The organism is Nocardia terpenica, assembly GCF_013186535.1.
Taxonomy (GTDB): domain Bacteria; phylum Actinomycetota; class Actinomycetes; order Mycobacteriales; family Mycobacteriaceae; genus Nocardia; species Nocardia terpenica.
Window position 1 is genome coordinate 23,263 of record NZ_JABMCZ010000005.1, and the last position, 17,413, is coordinate 40,675.

General features: G+C 72.9%; 14 protein-coding genes. 9 read left to right on the forward strand and 5 right to left on the reverse strand.

The genetic code is table 11. The features are described from left to right. Positions 1 to 229: 229 nt before the first annotated feature. Positions 230 to 2,176: an APC family permease gene (locus tag HPY32_RS36005; RefSeq protein ID WP_067595894.1), complete on the forward strand. Its 1,947-nt coding sequence runs from the start codon at positions 230 to 232 to the stop codon at positions 2,174 to 2,176. A 33-nt stretch (positions 2,177 to 2,209) separates the two neighbouring features. Here HPY32_RS36005 and HPY32_RS36010 read toward each other — a convergent pair whose 3' ends face one another. After that, the gene (locus HPY32_RS36010) at positions 2,210 to 3,073 is read right to left on the reverse strand and encodes a TetR/AcrR family transcriptional regulator (protein ID WP_156674505.1); all 864 of its coding nucleotides are present in this window, start codon (positions 3,071 to 3,073) and stop codon (positions 2,210 to 2,212) included. A 59-nt stretch (positions 3,074 to 3,132) separates the two neighbouring features. On the opposite strand from HPY32_RS36010, the gene HPY32_RS36015 reads away from it, so the two are divergent. After that, positions 3,133 to 3,936, forward strand: a complete 804-nt coding sequence (locus HPY32_RS36015; protein WP_253950110.1) for a CPBP family intramembrane glutamic endopeptidase — start codon at positions 3,133 to 3,135, stop codon at positions 3,934 to 3,936. Positions 3,937 to 4,146: 210 nt separating this feature from the next. Further along, on the forward strand, positions 4,147 to 4,329 hold the full coding sequence (locus tag HPY32_RS36020; protein ID WP_067588923.1) for a hypothetical protein: 183 nt from the start codon (positions 4,147 to 4,149) through the stop codon (positions 4,327 to 4,329). A gap of 50 nt (positions 4,330 to 4,379) precedes the next feature. Here HPY32_RS36020 and HPY32_RS36025 read toward each other — a convergent pair whose 3' ends face one another. Next, on the reverse strand, positions 4,380 to 4,811 hold the full coding sequence (locus tag HPY32_RS36025) for a MarR family winged helix-turn-helix transcriptional regulator (RefSeq protein WP_067588921.1): 432 nt from the start codon (positions 4,809 to 4,811) through the stop codon (positions 4,380 to 4,382). A gap of 123 nt (positions 4,812 to 4,934) precedes the next feature. Between HPY32_RS36025 and HPY32_RS36030 the strand changes: the two genes are divergently transcribed. Together HPY32_RS36030 and HPY32_RS36035 are read left to right on the forward strand one after the other, a co-directional pair. Beyond that, positions 4,935 to 5,183, forward strand: a complete 249-nt coding sequence (locus tag HPY32_RS36030) for a hypothetical protein (RefSeq protein ID WP_067588919.1) — start codon at positions 4,935 to 4,937, stop codon at positions 5,181 to 5,183. A gap of 26 nt (positions 5,184 to 5,209) precedes the next feature. After that, the gene (locus HPY32_RS36035) at positions 5,210 to 6,166 is read left to right on the forward strand and encodes an NAD(P)H-dependent flavin oxidoreductase (RefSeq protein WP_067588917.1); all 957 of its coding nucleotides are present in this window, start codon (positions 5,210 to 5,212) and stop codon (positions 6,164 to 6,166) included. A gap of 583 nt (positions 6,167 to 6,749) precedes the next feature. Here HPY32_RS36035 and HPY32_RS45890 read toward each other — a convergent pair. Then, a complete protein-coding gene (locus HPY32_RS45890) occupies positions 6,750 to 9,077 on the reverse strand; it encodes an ATP-binding protein (protein ID WP_171983233.1) in 2,328 nt (775 codons plus the stop codon). 176 nt (positions 9,078 to 9,253) lie between these two features. Between HPY32_RS45890 and HPY32_RS36045 the strand changes: the two genes are divergently transcribed. From HPY32_RS36045 to narI, 4 genes are read left to right on the forward strand one after another with little or no spacing between them, the layout of a single operon-like run. After that, on the forward strand, positions 9,254 to 12,952 hold the full coding sequence (locus HPY32_RS36045; protein ID WP_067588913.1) for a nitrate reductase subunit alpha: 3,699 nt from the start codon (positions 9,254 to 9,256) through the stop codon (positions 12,950 to 12,952). Beyond that, positions 12,949 to 14,544 (forward strand): nitrate reductase subunit beta, encoded by a 1,596-nt coding sequence (gene narH, locus HPY32_RS36050; protein ID WP_171983234.1) that lies wholly within the window; start codon positions 12,949 to 12,951, stop codon positions 14,542 to 14,544. The genes HPY32_RS36045 and narH overlap by 4 nt, the downstream gene beginning before the upstream one ends. Next, on the forward strand, positions 14,526 to 15,119 hold the full coding sequence (gene narJ, locus HPY32_RS36055) for a nitrate reductase molybdenum cofactor assembly chaperone (RefSeq protein WP_156674846.1): 594 nt from the start codon (positions 14,526 to 14,528) through the stop codon (positions 15,117 to 15,119). Before narH ends, narJ begins: the two co-directional genes overlap by 19 nt. Next, positions 15,116 to 15,859, forward strand: a complete 744-nt coding sequence (gene narI, locus HPY32_RS36060; RefSeq protein ID WP_067588909.1) for a respiratory nitrate reductase subunit gamma — start codon at positions 15,116 to 15,118, stop codon at positions 15,857 to 15,859. The genes narJ and narI overlap by 4 nt, the downstream gene beginning before the upstream one ends. A gap of 49 nt (positions 15,860 to 15,908) precedes the next feature. Here narI and HPY32_RS36065 read toward each other — a convergent pair whose 3' ends face one another. Beyond that, a complete protein-coding gene (locus HPY32_RS36065; RefSeq protein ID WP_067595892.1) occupies positions 15,909 to 16,748 on the reverse strand; it encodes a patatin-like phospholipase family protein in 840 nt (279 codons plus the stop codon). A 101-nt stretch (positions 16,749 to 16,849) separates the two neighbouring features. After that, positions 16,850 to 17,407, reverse strand: coding sequence for a sugar O-acetyltransferase (locus HPY32_RS36070; protein WP_067588907.1), 558 nt, complete (start codon positions 17,405 to 17,407; stop codon positions 16,850 to 16,852). Between the last annotated feature and the right edge of the window lie 6 nt (positions 17,408 to 17,413).

Sequence of the window (17,413 nt, forward strand, 5' to 3'; positions counted from 1 at the left end):
ATCCACCGAGCCTAACGGTGGGCGCCGACACGAACCCGGTTGCGCGGCACCACCATTCACCCTGCCGCCGAGATCCTGGCTCGGCGCGGGCGGCGCGGGCCGGGACACGCGCGGGCGGCGCGCCGCGGCGGCCCGTCGACGACCCGCGCAGATCACCCCGTACATTGACCCCGACGATCAGGGTCCGGATCGACCGGATGGATGCCCCGAGGGGGACCAGGACGTGAGCATGACCGGCGAACGGCACCGCAGTGGGTTGGCGACCTGGCTGCTGGAAGGCGCCGACGGCGAGGAGTATTCGCAGCATCCGGGGCCGATGCGCCGGGTCGCCGAACGACGCCACCAGCGGTCGTGGTGGCAGGTGATGTGCCTGACCGGGGTCGACTACTTCTCCACCCTCGGCTATCAGCCCGGCATCGCCGCGCTCGCGGCGGGGGCGCTGTCCCCGCTGGCGACGCTGGTGCTGGTGGCGCTGACCCTGTTCGGGGCGCTGCCGGTCTACCGGCGGGTGGCGCGCGAAAGCCCGCACGGCGGCGGCTCGCTGGCCATGTTCGACGTGCTGCCCCGCTGGACCGGGAAAATCTTCATCCTGGTGCTGCTCGGGTTCGCCGCCACCGACTTCGTCATCACCATGACCCTCTCCGCCGCCGACGGCGCCGCCCACATCGTCGAAAACCCCTACGTGCCCGCCGTCTTGCACGGGCACGCCCTGGCCATCACCCTGGTGCTGCTGGCGCTGCTGGCCGCGATCTTCCTCAAGGGGTTCGCCGAGGCCATCGGCATCGCCGTCGCCCTGGTCGGCACCTACCTCGCGTTGAACCTGGTCGTCGCCGTCGCCGGGGTCTATCAGGTGCTCACCGCCCGGCATCTGGTGCTGGACTGGACCCACGCCATGACCGCCCAGCACGGCAGCGTATTCGCCATGGTCGGTATCTCGCTGCTGGTGTTCCCGAAACTGGCGCTGGGCCTGTCCGGATTCGAGACCGGGGTCGCGGTCATGCCCCAGATCCGCAGCGCCCCCGGCGAATCCGAGGACCGGCCCACCACCCGCATCGCCGGCGCCCGCGCCCTGCTCACCACCGCCGCGCTCATCATGAGCGCATTCCTGCTCGTCACCAGCGTCATCACCGTGGTCCTCATCCCGGAGAACGACTTCGCGCCCGGCGGGTCCGCCAACGGGCGCGCGCTGGCGTTTCTGGCCCACCGCTACCTCGGTGACGGGTTCGGCACCGTCTACGACATCTCCACCATCGCCATCCTCTGGTTCGCCGGCGCCTCCGCGCTGGCCGGGCTGCTCAACCTCGTGCCCCGCTACCTGCCCCGCTACGGGATGGCCCCCGAATGGGCGCGCGCCACCCGGCCCCTGGTGCTGGTGTTCGCCGTCATCGCCCTCGCCATCACCGTCTACTTCCGCGCCGATGTCGACGCCCAGGGCGGCGCCTACGCCACCGGGGTGCTGGTGCTGATCACCTCCGCCGCCGTCGCGGTCACCCTGTCCGCCGCCCGAAAACGCCAGCGCGCCAAAACCGTCGGCTTCGGTGTCGTCACCGCCGTGTTCGTCTACACCACCATCGCCAACATCATCGAACGCCCCGAGGGCGTGCAGCTGGCGTCGCTGTTCATCCTCACCATCATCGTGGTGTCGTTCGCCTCCCGCGCCCGGCGCGCCTTCGAACTGCACGCCATGGAGGTCACCTTCGACCAGCGCGCCGCCGCGCTCATCGACCACGCCGCGGCCGCCGGCGCCATCCGCATCGTCACCCACGACATCGACCAGCGCCGCCCCGAGGAATACCGGGAGAAAGAAGCCGACCAGCGGCAGGAAAGCCACATCCCCGCCGGCGACCCCATCCTGTTCCTCGAGGTCATCGTCGAAGACGCCTCCCGCTTCTCCACCGCCCTGCACGTCACCGCCGTCGAACTCGGCTGCTACCGCATCCTGTCGGTGGAAGCCGCCGCCATCCCCAACTCCATCGCCGCCATACTGCTCGCCATCCGCGACCGCACCGGGCTCGAACCCCACGTCTACTTCGAATGGAGCGAAGGCAACCCGCTGATCAACCTGCTCAAATTCCTGTTCGTCGGCGAGGGCGAAGTCGCGCCCGTCACCCGCGAAATCCTGCGCCGCGCCGTCGCCGACCCCCACCAGCGGCCCCACGTCCACGTCGACAGCTGACCCGACCCGACAACCGCCGCCCGGCCACCGCGTTTACCGGTGCGCGGCCCACGACCCCGAGGTCAGCGCCGCACGCACCACCGCCTCGTGCTCGGGCGACCACACCAGGCCCGGGTCGGGTTCGGTCAACCCCACGACCGTCGTCGCCAGGATCAGCGCGGGCTCGGACCATTCGGCGGCCGCGGGAGCGTCGAACGGGTTGGCGCGCACCCGGATCCGGGTGATCGCCGGGTTGACCGGCGCCATCAACACCAGCCCCCGCAGCGCGGCCGTGGCCGCGCGGGCCACCGTGTCGAAGCCGACCCCGGCCTGCGGGCGCACCCGCAACCCGATCAGCGCGCACACCCGCGTGTACGCGGTCGCCACCTGCTCCACCAGCGCCTGCTCCGACACCGTCAACGCCGCCCGCACCCGCTCACGCAGGGCGCCGTCGGGCAGGCCCTGGAAGGTGGCCTGCACCGCGAAATAGGTGCGCCACGCCGGGTTGTGCTGGAATACCGTGAACTCCTCGGCCGCGCCGCGGCGCAGCACCTCACCGGCCAGCGCGCGCCGCAACCCCGGCGTGCGCGCCCACTCCAGATGCTCGAGCACGCTCGCGGCCACCGCCGCCACCGCCGCCGGATTCGCCTCGGCCAGCACCGGATTCACCCCCCGCGCCAACTCCACCAGCAGATCGCTGAAGAACAGATCCTTGTACGGCCAGCGCCGATACACCGCGCTGCGCGCCACCCCCGCGTCCCGGATCACCTCCTCGAAACTCAAATGCTCGAGGCTCACCGTCAACCCGGCACGCTCGATCATCGCCGTCGCCGCCGCCAGCATCCGCTGCGCGGTCTGCTCATCGGACAACCGGGAACGCCGCCGCGACACCCCCGCGGCCGGAATCGGATCACGCACCCGCCCACCCTACAAGGATGGGACATCATGTCCAAAGTTGGGATATCGTGTCTCAAGTGATGACGACAATGCCCGACGCGATGCCGCGGTATTCCGCGCGGCCCGGGATGTTCCTGCTGCTGGTGGCCGCGCTGTCGGTGCCGTTCTACCTGCTCGGGGCCCTCGCGCCCGGCGTGCGCGCCGGGGATGTGGCGGTCCCGGCCAGCGCCACCATGTTCGTCGTGCCCGCCCTGGCCGCCCTCGCGCTCACCGTGCGCCGGCGCGGGGCGACGCGGGCGCTGCTGGGCCCCCACCGCCACCGGCCGCCCGGACTCCGGCGCTGGTACGCGCTCGCGCTGCTCACCACCCCCGCCGTCACCGTCGCCGGGGTCGCGATCGCCTGCGCGGCCGGACTCGCCACACCCGCCCTGCCGACCTCCCCCGCCGCCGCGCCCGCCCTGGTGGTCGTCACCGTGATCGCCGCCGCCTGCGAGGAACTCGGCTGGACCGGCTACGCCACCGACCCGCTGCGCCGCCGCCACGGCACCCTCGCCGCCGCGCTGATCCTCGGAATCGTGTGGGCCGCATGGCATCTGCCCGCCCTGATCCAGGCCGGGCACCCGCCCGCGTGGCTCGCGGGCTGGTGCGTGGGCACCCTCGCCGCCCGCCTGCTGCTGGTCACCCTGCACACCACCACCGGCGGCCTCACCGCCCCGACCCTCGCCCACGCCCAACTCAACCTCTGCGTCGCCTACACCCCCGGCTACGACCACCCCGCCCTGCCCTGGATCTGCGGACTACTCACCACCGCAGCCGCCCTCACCGCCCACCTCGCGGCCACGCGGGCCGCCGGAACCCGAACGGGCGCAACGGAGGCGCAGTGATACCGGCACCACGCATCGTCAGTGACCGCAAGGGACGACCCCCACCCGGGTCCGTGTGATCGGGGCGGCGTCGACCCGTAAGGAGAAATCCGTGACTCTCGCCGACGCCACGGCCGCCGCAGCGGCGGCCCCCGGCGAGTACGACCTCGCCTCCGGCTTCGGCCCGAAAGCCCAGTGGTACCGCAACATTCGCGCCCAGCCCGCGGGCGCGTGTGGACCGGCCGCCGCCGCGGCGCACCCGCCACCGCCACACCCCTGCCCGACCACGACGCCGCCCTCGACCGCTACCGCCCGCGCGCCTGGAGACACCTGCGCGCCGCCATCGAATACGCCACCGGCGCCGCCGTCGACACCCTCCCGACGGTCCGCCTGCGCCTCGACGATCCCCGATGATCGCCACCGCGACCCGCACCGGCAACACCCCGCCACCAACGACCGCCCCGTCACCTGCTCGGCACGTCCTTGGGTGGGGCGCGCAGCGTCGTGCTCACCTGCTCGAGAATCGGTGCCAGCCGCTGTAATTCGGTCAGGTGCAACTCGCTCAGCGCGCCCAGGCAGCGTTCCCCGGCGCGGGTCAGCACCAGCCGCACCGCCCGCGAATCGGTCGCGTCGGGCACCCGGGCCACCAGCTCCGCCTGCACCGCCCGATCCACCAGGCCCACCACACTGTGATGGCGCAGCACCAGCGAGTCGGCGACGTCGCGGATCGTCGGGCCCGCCTCGCCCGCATGCCCTTTGATCGCCAGCAGCAGCTGATGCTGGGCGGGCGTCAACCCCACCTGCCGGGCCTGCTGCTCGCTCCAGCGCTCGAAACGCCGCAGCGCCGTGCGGAACTCCAGCAAACTGGCGTAGTCGGCGTGGGCCAGTTCCGTCATCGCACCTCACTCCCGCCCGTCGGGCACGCCGCGCATCGGCCGTGGCGCCGACGCACCCGCCCAGTGTATCGTGGGGCGATATAAAGATATCGTGCCACGATATATTCGGGAGGTGCGAGCGACATGCCCCTGGAAGTCCTCGCCACTGCGTTGTGCGTGCTCGGCCTGGCCGCGGTAGACGTCATGCTGGTCCTCGGCCTGTCCGGTCTCACCCGGCCCACCACGACCACCTACTGCCGCCGCTGCTTCCGCCGGGTCACCGACACCCGCGGCCGCCGCCGCGTGCTGTGCGCCCACTGCGCGGGCCGGAACTTATCCGGCGACACCGGCTGGACCACCGCGGCGCGCCCCTCGATCCGCTCGGGGGTGTGACCGCCGGGATGCGTTAGCGTGGCGGCATGGTCGAGGTGAGCGCCGACGGGTTCCCGGTCACCGCCTGGTCGGCGCGGCTGGGCCTGCGGCTGCCGGTGGTCAACGCCCCCATGGGCGCGGTCGCCGGCGGCAGGCTCGCCGCCGCGGTCACCGCCGCGGGCGGGCTCGGCATGATCGGCATGGGCAGCGCGGGCCGCGCGGCCGCGCTCACCCGGGAACTGGACGCGATGGGGGCGGTCACACCGTTCGGTATCGGCCTGGTCGACTGGGTGCTCGACGCGCACCCGGACCTGTGGGACACCGCCCTCGCCGCCGCGCCCACCCTGCTGTCGGTGAGCTTCGGCACCGACCGGTCCTGGGCCGCCCGCGCCGCCGACGCCGGAATCCTCACCGCCACACAGGTATACACCGTCGCCGACGCCCGCCGCGCCGCCGACGCGGGCATCGACGTGCTCGTCGCGCGCGGCCGCGAGGGCGGCGGGCACGGCGACCCGCGGCTGCCGACGCGCCCGCTGCTCGAACAGGTCCTGGACGCGGTGTCGGTGCCCGTGCTCGCCGCGGGCGGTATCACCTCCGCCGCGGACGTGGCCGACGCGCTCGCCGCGGGCGCGAGCGGGGTGTGGCTGGGCACCCGGCTGGCGGTATGCCCGGAATCGCTGCTGGCGCCGCCGGATCGGGCCGCGCTGCTGGCCGCCGCCGACACGGTCGTGACCCGCGCCTTCGACGTCGCCCTCGGCCTGGGCTGGCCCGCGCGGTTTCCCGCCCGCGTGCTGCGCAACGAGCTCACCGACCGATGGGACGGCCACGAGGACACCCTCGCCGCCGACCCCGCCGCGCGCGCCGCCGCGGCCGCCGCCATCGCCACCGGCGACCCGCGCTCGGCCCCGATCGACGCCGGAACCGGCATCGGCGCGATCACCACCGCCGCACCGGCCGCCGCGGTCCTGCACGCGCTGTGCCGCGGTGCGGCACAGCGGCTTTAGCGCGCAGGCGCCGATCGCACCTGAAAGGTGTCCGGCTCCGTCGCCCGCGGCGGTGAACGCCACCTCCCTGGACCGCACCGCCATCACCAGCCACGTCCGCGTCGGCTCCGCCATCGGCGGGCAGGTCGTGTTCGCGCGCCTGGCCTGGCTACCGCGTCACCCTCGACGGCCACGACCTCGGGTTCCACACCATCGCCCCCACCTTTCTCGCCGTCGACATCCCACCCGGCACCCGTAACGGCGACCTCGTCCTCATCTGGCGACCCCCCGGTTGGCTCCTCGGCGCCACCACCGCCGTACTCGGCCTACTCGGCTCAGCCGCCCTCCACTGGGCGCACCGGCGCCGCCGCCCGCACACCCCGGCAGCGGACCCGGACGATACAGACTCGCGGCCCTTGGCGCCCGCACTCACCTGATCGCCTGTGCCGCACCGGTTTCCGGCGCAACTCGGAGCCAGCGGCACGAACTCACCGCCGCCGGGTGAGCAATCACAGCACCGTTGCCGCAGTACCCGTCGCGTGCTCACCGTCCGGGCGACTGCCGCAGCGAACGGCGCGCCACCACGCTGGCCGCACAGCCGGATTCAGGTGAGCGCGGCCAGTCGCGGCACCAGCGCGAGATGACCGGCCGAGCGTGCGGCCTGCAAGGCGTCCGCGGCCACGCGGGTGGCGGCCGGGTCGGCGCGGGCGTGCAGCAGTTCCGCGTACGCCCAGCGGCCCTCGTGGCGCACCAGCGGAATCGCGTGCGCCGCCGCGGCATCGATCATCGGCGCGGCCTCGTCCAACCGGCCCTGCTGCACCAGCACCAGGCCCAACCGCGCCGCCGCCCAGCCCGCGAACAGCGGCACCCGCCGCGCCGCCGCCATCGACCGCCGAAACGCCAGCTCGGCGCGCCCGCCGTCGCCCGCGGCCTGCCAGGCGATGCCCAGCCCGCGCTGCGCCGCCGCGAGCCCCTCCGCATGCCCCATCCGCCGCGCCAGCTCCAGCGCCGCCTGCGCACTGTCCAGCGCCCGATCCACCGCGCCCACCGCGGCCAGCGCCTCACTGCGCTGCCACAGGCAATTGCACTGCACCGCCGGATGATCCACCGACCGCGCCCAGCTCAGCGCCGCCTCGATATCGGCCAGCGCCCCGTCCAACCGGCCCAGAAACACCCGCGCATACCCGCGCGAGGTCCGCGGATACCACAGCCGCAGCAGCTCCGGCGGCAGCAACGGCAACTGCACCAGCAGGTTCAGCTCCTGCTCGGCCCGGGCGATGCGGCCGGTCATGAAACTGGCCATCGACCGCCAGTACGCCAGCCGCGCCGCCCCGTGCGGATCACCGGCCAGCTCCAGCAGCGCCTGCGCCTGCCGGAACCGCCGCCGCGCCCGCCCGAACCGCGGCAGCGTCAAGTCGATGATCGCCGCCGCCGCCAGCGCCTGCCCCCGCGCCGCCGCATCCGCGCCCGCCTCCGCGATCGCCAGCTTCGCCAGCTCGTCGCCCAACGCCGTACTGCGCGACCGGGTTTCCAGGATCGCCAGCCGCGCCAACAGCCGCGACCGATCCGGATGCGCGGCGGTGTCCTCGAGCGCCGACACCAGATCCGCGCGCGCCCGCGCCAGCTGCCCGCGCCGCCGATACACCTCCGCCCGCACCGCCAGCAGCGTCGACCGATGCGGGCCCGGCGCCGGCTGCGCCAGCCCCGCCTGCGCGCAGCGCAGCGCCTCCTCGTCGCGGATGCGGCGCAACCGGTCATCGGCCGCCGCCGCCAGCAACCGCGCCGCGCCCTCGTGCGCGCCGCCCGCGCGCAGATGCATCGCCACCTCGATCGGATCCGCGCCGCGGCCCTGCAGGGTCTCGGCCACCAGCAGATGCAGCCGCGCCCGCCGCTGCGGCTCCACCACCGCCCACCCCGGCCCCGCCGACACCCACCCCTCCGCGGTCGCGCGCACGAAACCGGTGCGGCGCAACCCGTCCAGCTCCGCCAGCGTCTCCCGCAACCCCCGCCCCGTCACCGCCGCCGCCAACCCCACCGGGGCGGGCCGCCCCAGCACACTCACCAGCGCCAGCAGATCACGCGCCGACTCCGCCAACACCGCACCCCGCCCCGGCCGCGGCCCGGGGGCCGACGCGTCCTCGTCGAGCAGCACCCGCTGGCGCACCGCCAGCGCCGCCGCCGACGGATCCACCCCCAACTCCTCCCCCAGCCGCGCCCGGAACGCGTCGAACGCGGTCAGCGCCGCCGCCCGGTCCCCGCCCGCCGCCAACGCCCGCACCAGCAGCAGCGCCGACACCTCCCGCAGCGGCTGACGCTGACAGGCGATGCGCGCCCAACTCGCCGCCGTGCCCGCATCCCCCACCGCCAGCGCCGCCGTCGCCGCCCCGTCCAGGGCCTGCACCAGCGCATCGGCCCACCGCCGCCGCGGCGCGCGCGCCCACTCCGCGTCGGTGTCCTCGAGCAGCGGCTCTCCCCGCCACAGCGCCAGCGCCTCGGTCAACGCCCCCAGCGCCGCGCCCGCATCGGTGTCCAGCAGCGCGCGCCCGCGCGCCACCCCCGCCGCGAACACCTCCGCGTCCACCGCGATCCGGTCGTCACCGACCAGGGTGTAGCCGGCCGGGCCGGTCTCGATCAGCGACCGATCACCCAGCGCGCCCCGGATCCGGCTCACCAGGATCTCCACATTGCCCGCCGGATCCGCGGGCAGCCGGTCGGCCCACAACGCCTCCGCCGCCGCGTCTTTGGACACCAGCGTGCCGCGGCGCACCGCCAACAACCGCAGCAACCGGCGCGCCTGCCGCCCCCCGAACACCCGCGGCGCCACCCGCACCTCACCGCGATACACCGCGAACCGGCCCAGCAACCGGATCTGCACCGGACACAATTGCGGCCCCGCCGGATCCGGTGCGCCCAATTCCCGCGACAGCGTCATCGGCATTGCACCGTAATCGGCGTCCCCGCCGCCGAAACACTCCACCGACCCACCGCAGGGAATTCGCAAGCAGCGTCCATAACACTGACCCTAGCTCCGCCGCAATCGGCGCGCCCCCACGCGCCACACGTGTCCCCACGCACCTGTGTGTATTTCGCCCGGAGGAATCCCCTGCCATGAGCTCCGACCGCACCATCCGCGCCGCGGAATCCGCGCGCGACGCCGCCGAGGCCGTGCTGCGCGCCGCGCAGTTCTTCTTTCCCGGCCACCCCTCACCCGACGGGCGCGTCCTCTACCGCGACGACGCCCGCCCCGCCGAGGAGTTCTACCGCGAACGCTGGCGCCACGACCGCGAGATCCGCTCCACCCACGGCGTCAACTGCACCGGCTCGTGCTCGTGGAAGGTGCATGTCAAAGACGGCATCATCACCTGGGAAACCCAGGCCACCGACTACCCCTCCACCGGGCCCGACACCCCCGAATACGAGCCGCGCGGCTGCCCCCGTGGCGCCTCGTTCTCCTGGTACACCTACTCCCCGGCCCGGGTGCGCTACCCGTACGTGCGCGGGGTGCTGCTCGACGCGTGGCGCGCGGCCAAGGCCCGCCACCGCGACCCGGTGCACGCCTGGGCCGCCCTGGTCGCCGACGAACCGACCGCCACCGCCTACAAACGCGCCCGCGGCCGCGGCGGATTCGTGCGCTCCAGCTGGCCGGAGGTACTGGAATTGATCGCCGCCGCGCACGTGCACACCATCGGCCGCTGGGGCCCCGACCGTATTGTCGGTTTTTCCCCTATTCCGGCGATGTCGATGGTGTCCTACGCCGCCGGAACGCGTTTCCTGTCGCTGATCGGGGCGACGATTTCCTCGTTCTACGACTGGTACTCCGACCTCCCCATCGCCTCCCCTCAGGTATTCGGCGATCAAACCGACGTCCCGGAATCCGGTGATTGGTGGAATGCGGCCTATCTCATCCTGTGGGGCACCAATCTGCCGATAACTCGCACCCCCGACGCGCATTTCATGACCGAGGCCCGATACCGCGGCCAGAAGGTCGTGGTCGTTTCGCCGGATTATTCCGATCACACGAAATTCGCCGACGAATGGCTGCCCGCCGCCCCCGGCACCGACGCCGCCCTGGCGATGGCCATGGGGCACGTCATCCTCACCGAGTTCCACCGCGACCGGCCGGTGCCGTATTTCCGCCGCTACGCCAGCACCTACACCGACCTGCCGTTCCTGATCACCCTCACCGACCGCGACGGCGACCACCTGCCCGCCAAATTCCTCACCGCCGCCGACCTCGGCGACACCGACCCCGCCGCCGCCTTCAAAACCGTGGTGCTGGACGAGGATTCGGGCGAACCGGCGGTGCCGGGCGGGTCGCTGGGGTTCCGCTGGGCGGGGGAGGCGGGCCGGTGGAATCTGCGGCTGGGCGGGCTGCGCCCGGCGCTGTCGCTGCACGGGCGCCCCGGCGCGGGCGCGGTCACCGTCGCCCTGCCCCGCTTCGACCGCGCCGATACCGACCGCGACGCGGCGATCCTGCGCCGCGCCGTGCCCGCGCTCCGGATCGGCGACCACCTGGTGACCACGGTCTTCGACCTGGTCATGGCGCAATACGGGGTCGCGCGCGCCGGGCTGCCCGGCGACTGGCCCACCGGCTACGACGACGCCACCGTCCCCTACACCCCCGCCTGGCAGGAGGCGATCACCGGCGTCCCCGCCGCCGCGGCGACCCGGGTGGCGCGCGAATTCGCCCGCACCGCCGAACGCAGCGGCGGGCGCGCCATGATCGCGATGGGCGCGGGCACCAACCACTGGTTCCACTCCGACCAGATCTACCGCACCTTCCTGGCGCTGCTGCACCTGTGCGGCTGCCAGGGCGTCAACGGCGGCGGCTGGGCCCACTACGTCGGACAAGAGAAGGTGCGCCCGCTGACCGGCTGGTCGCATCTGGCGTTCGCCTACGACTGGTGTCAGCCCACCCGGCACATGGCCGGTACCCCGCTGTGGTGGCTGGCCACCGGGCAATGGCGCTACGAAGGTTTCGCCGCCGACGTGTTCACCAGCCCGCTCGCCGCCGGAACCCTCACCGGCGCCACCGTTCCCGACTGCCACGCCCTCGCCGCCCGGCTGGGCTGGATGCCCTCGCACCCCACCTTCGACCGCAACCCCCTGGACCTGTGCGGCGACGCCGACGCCGCCGGGGTCCCCGTCGCCGACCACATCGTCGACCAACTGTCCCGCGGCGCGCTGCGATTCGCCGCCGAGGACCCCGACGCGCCGCACAACTACCCGCGCGTGCTCACCGTGTGGCGGGCCAACCTGTTCGCCTCCTCCATGAAGGGCCACGAATACCTGCTGCGGCACCTGCTCGGCACCGACGACGAGGTCACCGCCCCCGAAACCCCGCCCGCGCTGCGGCCCACCGGCGTGCGATGGCGCACGCCGGCACCGGTCGGCAAACTCGACCTGTCGGTGGCCATCGACTTCCGCATGACCAGCACCTGCCTGTACTCCGACATCGTGCTGCCCGCCGCCACCTGGTACGAGAAACACGACCTGTCCTCCACCGACATGCACCCGTTCGTGCACTCGTTCAGCCCCGCCATCGCACCCCCGTGGCAGACCCGCACCGACTTCACCATCTTCGCCGACCTGGCCGCCCACTTCTCCGCGCTGGCCGCCACCCACCTCGGCGTGCGCCGCGACGTCGTCGCCACCCCGCTGGCCCACGACACCCCCGACGAACTCGCCCAGCCCCACGGCCGCGTCCGCGACTGGCGCCGCGGCGACTGCGACCCGATCCCGGGCGTCACCATGCCGACACTCACCGTGGTGGAACGCGATTACGGGGCGGTCGCGCAGAAGATGGCCGCGATCGGGCCGCTGCTGGACACCGCGGGCACCACCACCAAGGGCCTCACCTGGATCCCCGACACCGAGATCGACTACCTGCGCCGCCACAACGGCGTCGCCCGCCACGGCGTCGCCGCCGGGCGCCCCTCCATCGCCCGCGACGACCAGTTCTGCGAGGCCATCCTCGCCCTGTCCGCCACCACCAACGGCCGCCTGGCCGTCGAGGGGTTCCGGGCCCTGGAACGGCAGACCGGGACGGCGCTGGCCGACCTCGCCGAGGAACGCGCCGGCGACCGGATCACCTTCGCCGACACCAAGGTTCAGCCCCGCGCCGTCATCACCTCCCCCGAATGGTCGGGCAGCGAGACCGGCGGCCGCCGCTACTCGGCGTTCACCATCAACGTCGAACGCCTCAAACCCTGGCACACCCTCACCGGCCGCCAGCACTTCTTCCTCGACCACGACTGGATCCACGAATTCGGCGAAGCCCTGCCCATCTACCGGCCGCCGCTGAACCTGCTGGCCCACGTCGGGGCGCCCGAGCACGACGGCCGCCCCGAGATCGTGGTCCGCTACCTGACCCCGCACTCGAAATGGTCCATCCACTCCACCTACCAGGACAACCTGCACATGCTGACCCTGTTCCGCGGCGGCCCCACCCTCTGGATCAGCCCCGCCGACGCGGCCGCGATCGGCGCCGCTGACAACGACTGGATCGAGGCACACAACCGCAACGGCATCGTGGTGTGCCGGGCCGTGGTCTCCCACCGCATGCCCACCGGCACGGTGTTCCTGTATCACACCACCGACCGGCAGGTGAACGTGCCGCGCACCGAACACACCGGCCGCCGCGGCGGCAACGACAACTCCCTGACCCGGATCATGATCAAACCCACGCATCTGATCGGCGGCTACGCCCAATTCTGTTACGGCTTCAACTATCACGGCCCCACCGGGCCCCAACGCGACGAGCTCACCGTGCTGCGGCGGCGCTCCCAGGAGGTGGACTACCGATGAAGGTCATGGCACAGATCGCGATGGTGATGAACCTGGACAAATGCCTGGGCTGCCACACCTGCTCGGTCACCTGCAAACAAACCTGGACCAACCGGCCCGGCAGCGAATACGCCTGGTTCAACAACGTCGAAACCAAACCCGGCAGCGGCTACCCGCACCGCTACGAAGACCAGACCCGCTGGCGCGGCGGCTGGACACTGGACCGCCGCGGCCGACTGAAACTGCGCGCCGGCGGGCGAATCCACAAGCTGCTCAACCTGTTCCACAACCCCGACCTGCCCGCACTCGACGACTACTACGAGCCCTGGACCTACGACTACGAGCAGCTGACCACCGCCCCCCTGTCCGACACCGCCCCCACCGCCGCCCCCCGCTCCCAGCTCACCGGCCGCCGCCTGCCGCCGCGGCGCGGCCCCAACTGGGACGACGACCTCGCCGGATCCCCCGTCCACGCCGCCGCCGACCCCAACCTGGACGCCCTCGCCGACCGGGTGCGCCTGGACTTCGAGCACGCGTTCATGTTCTACCTGCCCCGCATCTGCGAACACTGCCTCAACCCCTCCTGCGTCGCGTCCTGCCCGTCGGGGGCGATGTACAAGCGGGTCGAGGACGGCATCGTGCTCGTCGACCAGAACCGCTGCCGCGGCTGGCGATTCTGCGTCTCCGGCTGCCCCTACAAGAAGGTGTATTTCAACCACCACACCGGCAAGGCCGAGAAATGCACCTTCTGCTACCCGCGCATCGAGAACGGCCAGCCCACCATCTGCTCGGAAACCTGCGTCGGCCGACTGCGCCACCTCGGCGTCGTGCTCTACGACGCCGACGCGGTCACCGCCGCCGCCTCGGTCCCCGACGACACCGGCCTGTACCCGGCGCAACTGTCGGTGTTCCTCGACCCGCACGACCCGGCCGTGGCCGCCCAGGCCGAACGCGACGGCATCGCCGCGGACTGGCTCGACGCCGCCCGCCGCTCCCCGGTGTACGCGCTCATCGCCCGCTACCGCGTCGCGCTGCCGCTGCACCCGGAATTCCGCACCCTGCCCATGGTCTGGTACATCCCGCCGCTGTCCCCGGTCGTCGACGCCGCCCACGCCGCCGGCCGCCACGGCGACAACCCCGACGACGTATTCGCCACCATCGACGAGCTGCGCATCCCCCTCGAGTACCTCGCCAGCCTGTTCACCGCCGGGGACACCGTCCCCGTCGCCCGCTCGCTGCGGGTGCTCACCGTGCTGCGCGAGCACATGCGGCGCACACAGTTCGGCGAGCCCGGCGACGACCGCGCCGCCGCCGCGGTCGGGCTCACCGCCACCGACCTCGACGACCTCTACCGCATCCTCGCCATCGCCAAATACGACGAACGCTACGTGATCCCGCGCGTGCACGCCGAAGACAGCGGCGGCCACCTCGCCCAGCACTGCCCCGTCGGCTACCCCGACACCACGCACCCGGACACCACCGGGCACAACGGCGCCGGCCAGTTCCGCGACACCGACGGCCGCCTGCGATTCAACCTGCTCGGCTGGAACGGCTCCACCCCCGCGACACCCCGAACACGCTCGTGCTGCACGCGATGCTGTCGATCCTGCTGAACTACCCCGACGAGCGGGTGCTGTCCCAGCGCGACGCCATCACCGCCGCCCTGCCCCACCTGGGCGCGGGTCCCGCCCGCGCCGCGGTCGCCGGATTCCTCGGCTGGCTCGACGCCGCCGCCCCCGCCGCGGCCGCCGAAACCTACGTCACCACCTTCGATCTCGCGCGCCGGCGCAGCCTGCACCTCACCTACTACCGCTACGGCGACACCCGCGCCCGCGGCATGGCGCTGCTGACCCTCAAACACCTCTACCGCCGCGCCGGGCACCACGCGCCCGACTCCGAACTGCCCGACTTCCTGCCGCTCATCCTGGAATTCACCGTCATGGACCCCGCCGCCGGCCACGACATCCTCTCCCGCTGCCGCGACGGCCTGGAACTGCTCACCGACGCCCTGCACGACATCGACAGCCCCTACGCGCCGCTGCTGGACACCGTCCGCGACACCCTGCCCGCCCTGCCCGCCGCCGAACGGAAACGACTGCGCGCCTTGGCCGCCGACGGCCCACCCCGCGAAGACGTCGGGCTCGAACCGTTCGCGCCGCCGGAGTATCTCACCGGGAGCCCGCGATGAGCGCCGCGCAACTGTGGTGGTGGGTCATCCTGCCCTACCTGGCGCTGACCACTTTCGTCGTCGGCCACATCTGGCGGTGGCGCCACGACCAATTCGGGTGGACCAGCCGCTCGAGCCAACTGCAGGAAGGCAAACTGCTGCGCTGGGGCGGGCCGATGTTCCACTACGCCACCTTCGCCGCGATCGGCGGCCACGTCGTCGGCATCCTGATCCCCGAATCGTTCACCCGCGCCCTCGGCATCCCCGAACCCGTCTACCGCTGGTTCTCCGCCGGCGCGGGCACCGTCGCCGTGTTCGGAATCCTCGGCGGCGTCGGCATTCTCGCCTACCGGCGGCTCACCGTGGCGCGCATCCGCGCCGCCACCAGCGCCCTGGACTGGGTCGCGTTCACCCTGCTCGGGCTCATCATCGTGCTCGGGATGATCCCCACCGTCGCGGTCAACCTGCTCGGCGCGGGCTACGACTACCGCGAAAGCGTCGCCCTCTGGTTCCGCGGACTGCTCACCGGCGACCCCGACGTCGCCGCCATCGCGCACGCACCGATGCTGTATCAGGTGCACGCCACCGCCGCCTGGGCCATCCTGGCGCTGTGGCCGTTCACCCGCCTCGTCCACGCCTGGAGCTACCCGCTGTGGTACCTGTGGCGGCCCTACATCCTCTACCGCCACCGCCCCGGCACCCGCCCCACCGAACCCGGCACCGGCGGCCGCCGCTGGCAACGCATCGGCACCAGAAACTGACCGAACCACACCGGCACCGGACACCTTCCGGGCCCGGCGGCCGGGGCGCTCAGCGGGTCGGCCACACCCCGCGCAGCTGCTCGGCCGCCGCCGGGCCCTGCCGCACACCCGCCGCATAGGCGGGAGCCAGAGCGGCGGGATCGAACACGTCCGGGCCGAACGCCGCCACCGACTCCGCGTCGGGAACCACCGAAATCACCGTGGCCGCACCCAGATCGCGGTCGCTGGGAATACGGGCGAACAAGTGCGCGAGGGGTTCGACGATCACGACGACCTGCGCGCCCGCCGCCAGGTCCGCGTTCACCGGGGAGCGGGTGCCGCCGTCGAAATAGGCGTGCCCGGCCACCGGGATCGGCGCAAACACCCCCGGCACCGCCGTACTCGACGCCAGCGCCTGCCCCAGCGACGCCGCCCCCGACCGCGTCCACACCTGCAGCTCCCCGGTGCCGACATCCACCGCGGTGATCAGCAGTTCCCGCTGCGGCCACGCCGTGGCCCCGACCAGGGCGGTCATCCGGGCCACATGCTCGTGCGGCGCACCGGTTTCCGCCGTCAGCGCCAGCTGCCCGGCGCGGCGGCGGGCCTGCACCGGATCGCCGGGCTGCGCCAGGACCGCGAAGATCGACCCCACCAGCTCCCAATCCACCTGGTACGCCGCGGAATCCGCGGGCCGCGCGGTCAGGATCCGGGCCGGATCGTCACCGGCGGCCAGCACCGCGCCCACCACCGCACCGGCCGAGGTGCCGACGAACCGGTCCGCGGCCGCCGCATCGATCCCCGCCGCCCGCAACCCCACCATCAACCCGGTCATCCAGGACAAACCCACCGGGCCACCGCCGCCCAGCACCAAAGCCAGACCACAACCGGTGCCCGCGACAGCATCAGCCATGGCCGCCACCCTACCGCCGCCGCCCGTTGCGCCGACGGCCGGACGGAATTCGTTGCCCTCCGCACGGAACCCGGTGCCGCACACCAGCACCCGCGCCGCGGTTACAGCTCGCGCAGGACCCGGCACGGATTGCCCGCCGCGAACACCCGCGCGGGCACCTCCCGGGTGACCACACTGCCCGCGCCGATCACCGCGTTCGCGCCGATCTCCACCCCCGGGCACACGATCACCCCGCCGCCCAGCCACGCGTTGTCGCCGATCGTGATGGGGGCCGCGGTCTCCCACCGCTGGCGGCGCAGCTGGTGATCGTGCATCGGATGCAGCGCGGTCAGCAGTTGCGCGCGCGGGCCGATGGACACGTCGTCGCCGATCACCACCGGCGCGCAATCCATCACGATCGCGTCGTAGTTGAGGAAACTGTTGCGGCCCAGCCGGATCAGCGACCCGTAATCGCACTGGAACCGCGGCATGATCCACGACCCCGCCCCGATCCCGCCCAGCAGCTCCGCGAGAATCGCCCGCCGCTGCGCATCCTGCCCCGACCGGGTCGCGTTGAACCGGTCCAGCAACCGCCGACAGTGCCGCCGCTCGGCCACCAACTCCGGATCACTGTCGAGGTAGAGTTCCCCGCGCAGCATGCGTTGCTTGTGCGTGTCCATACCGGC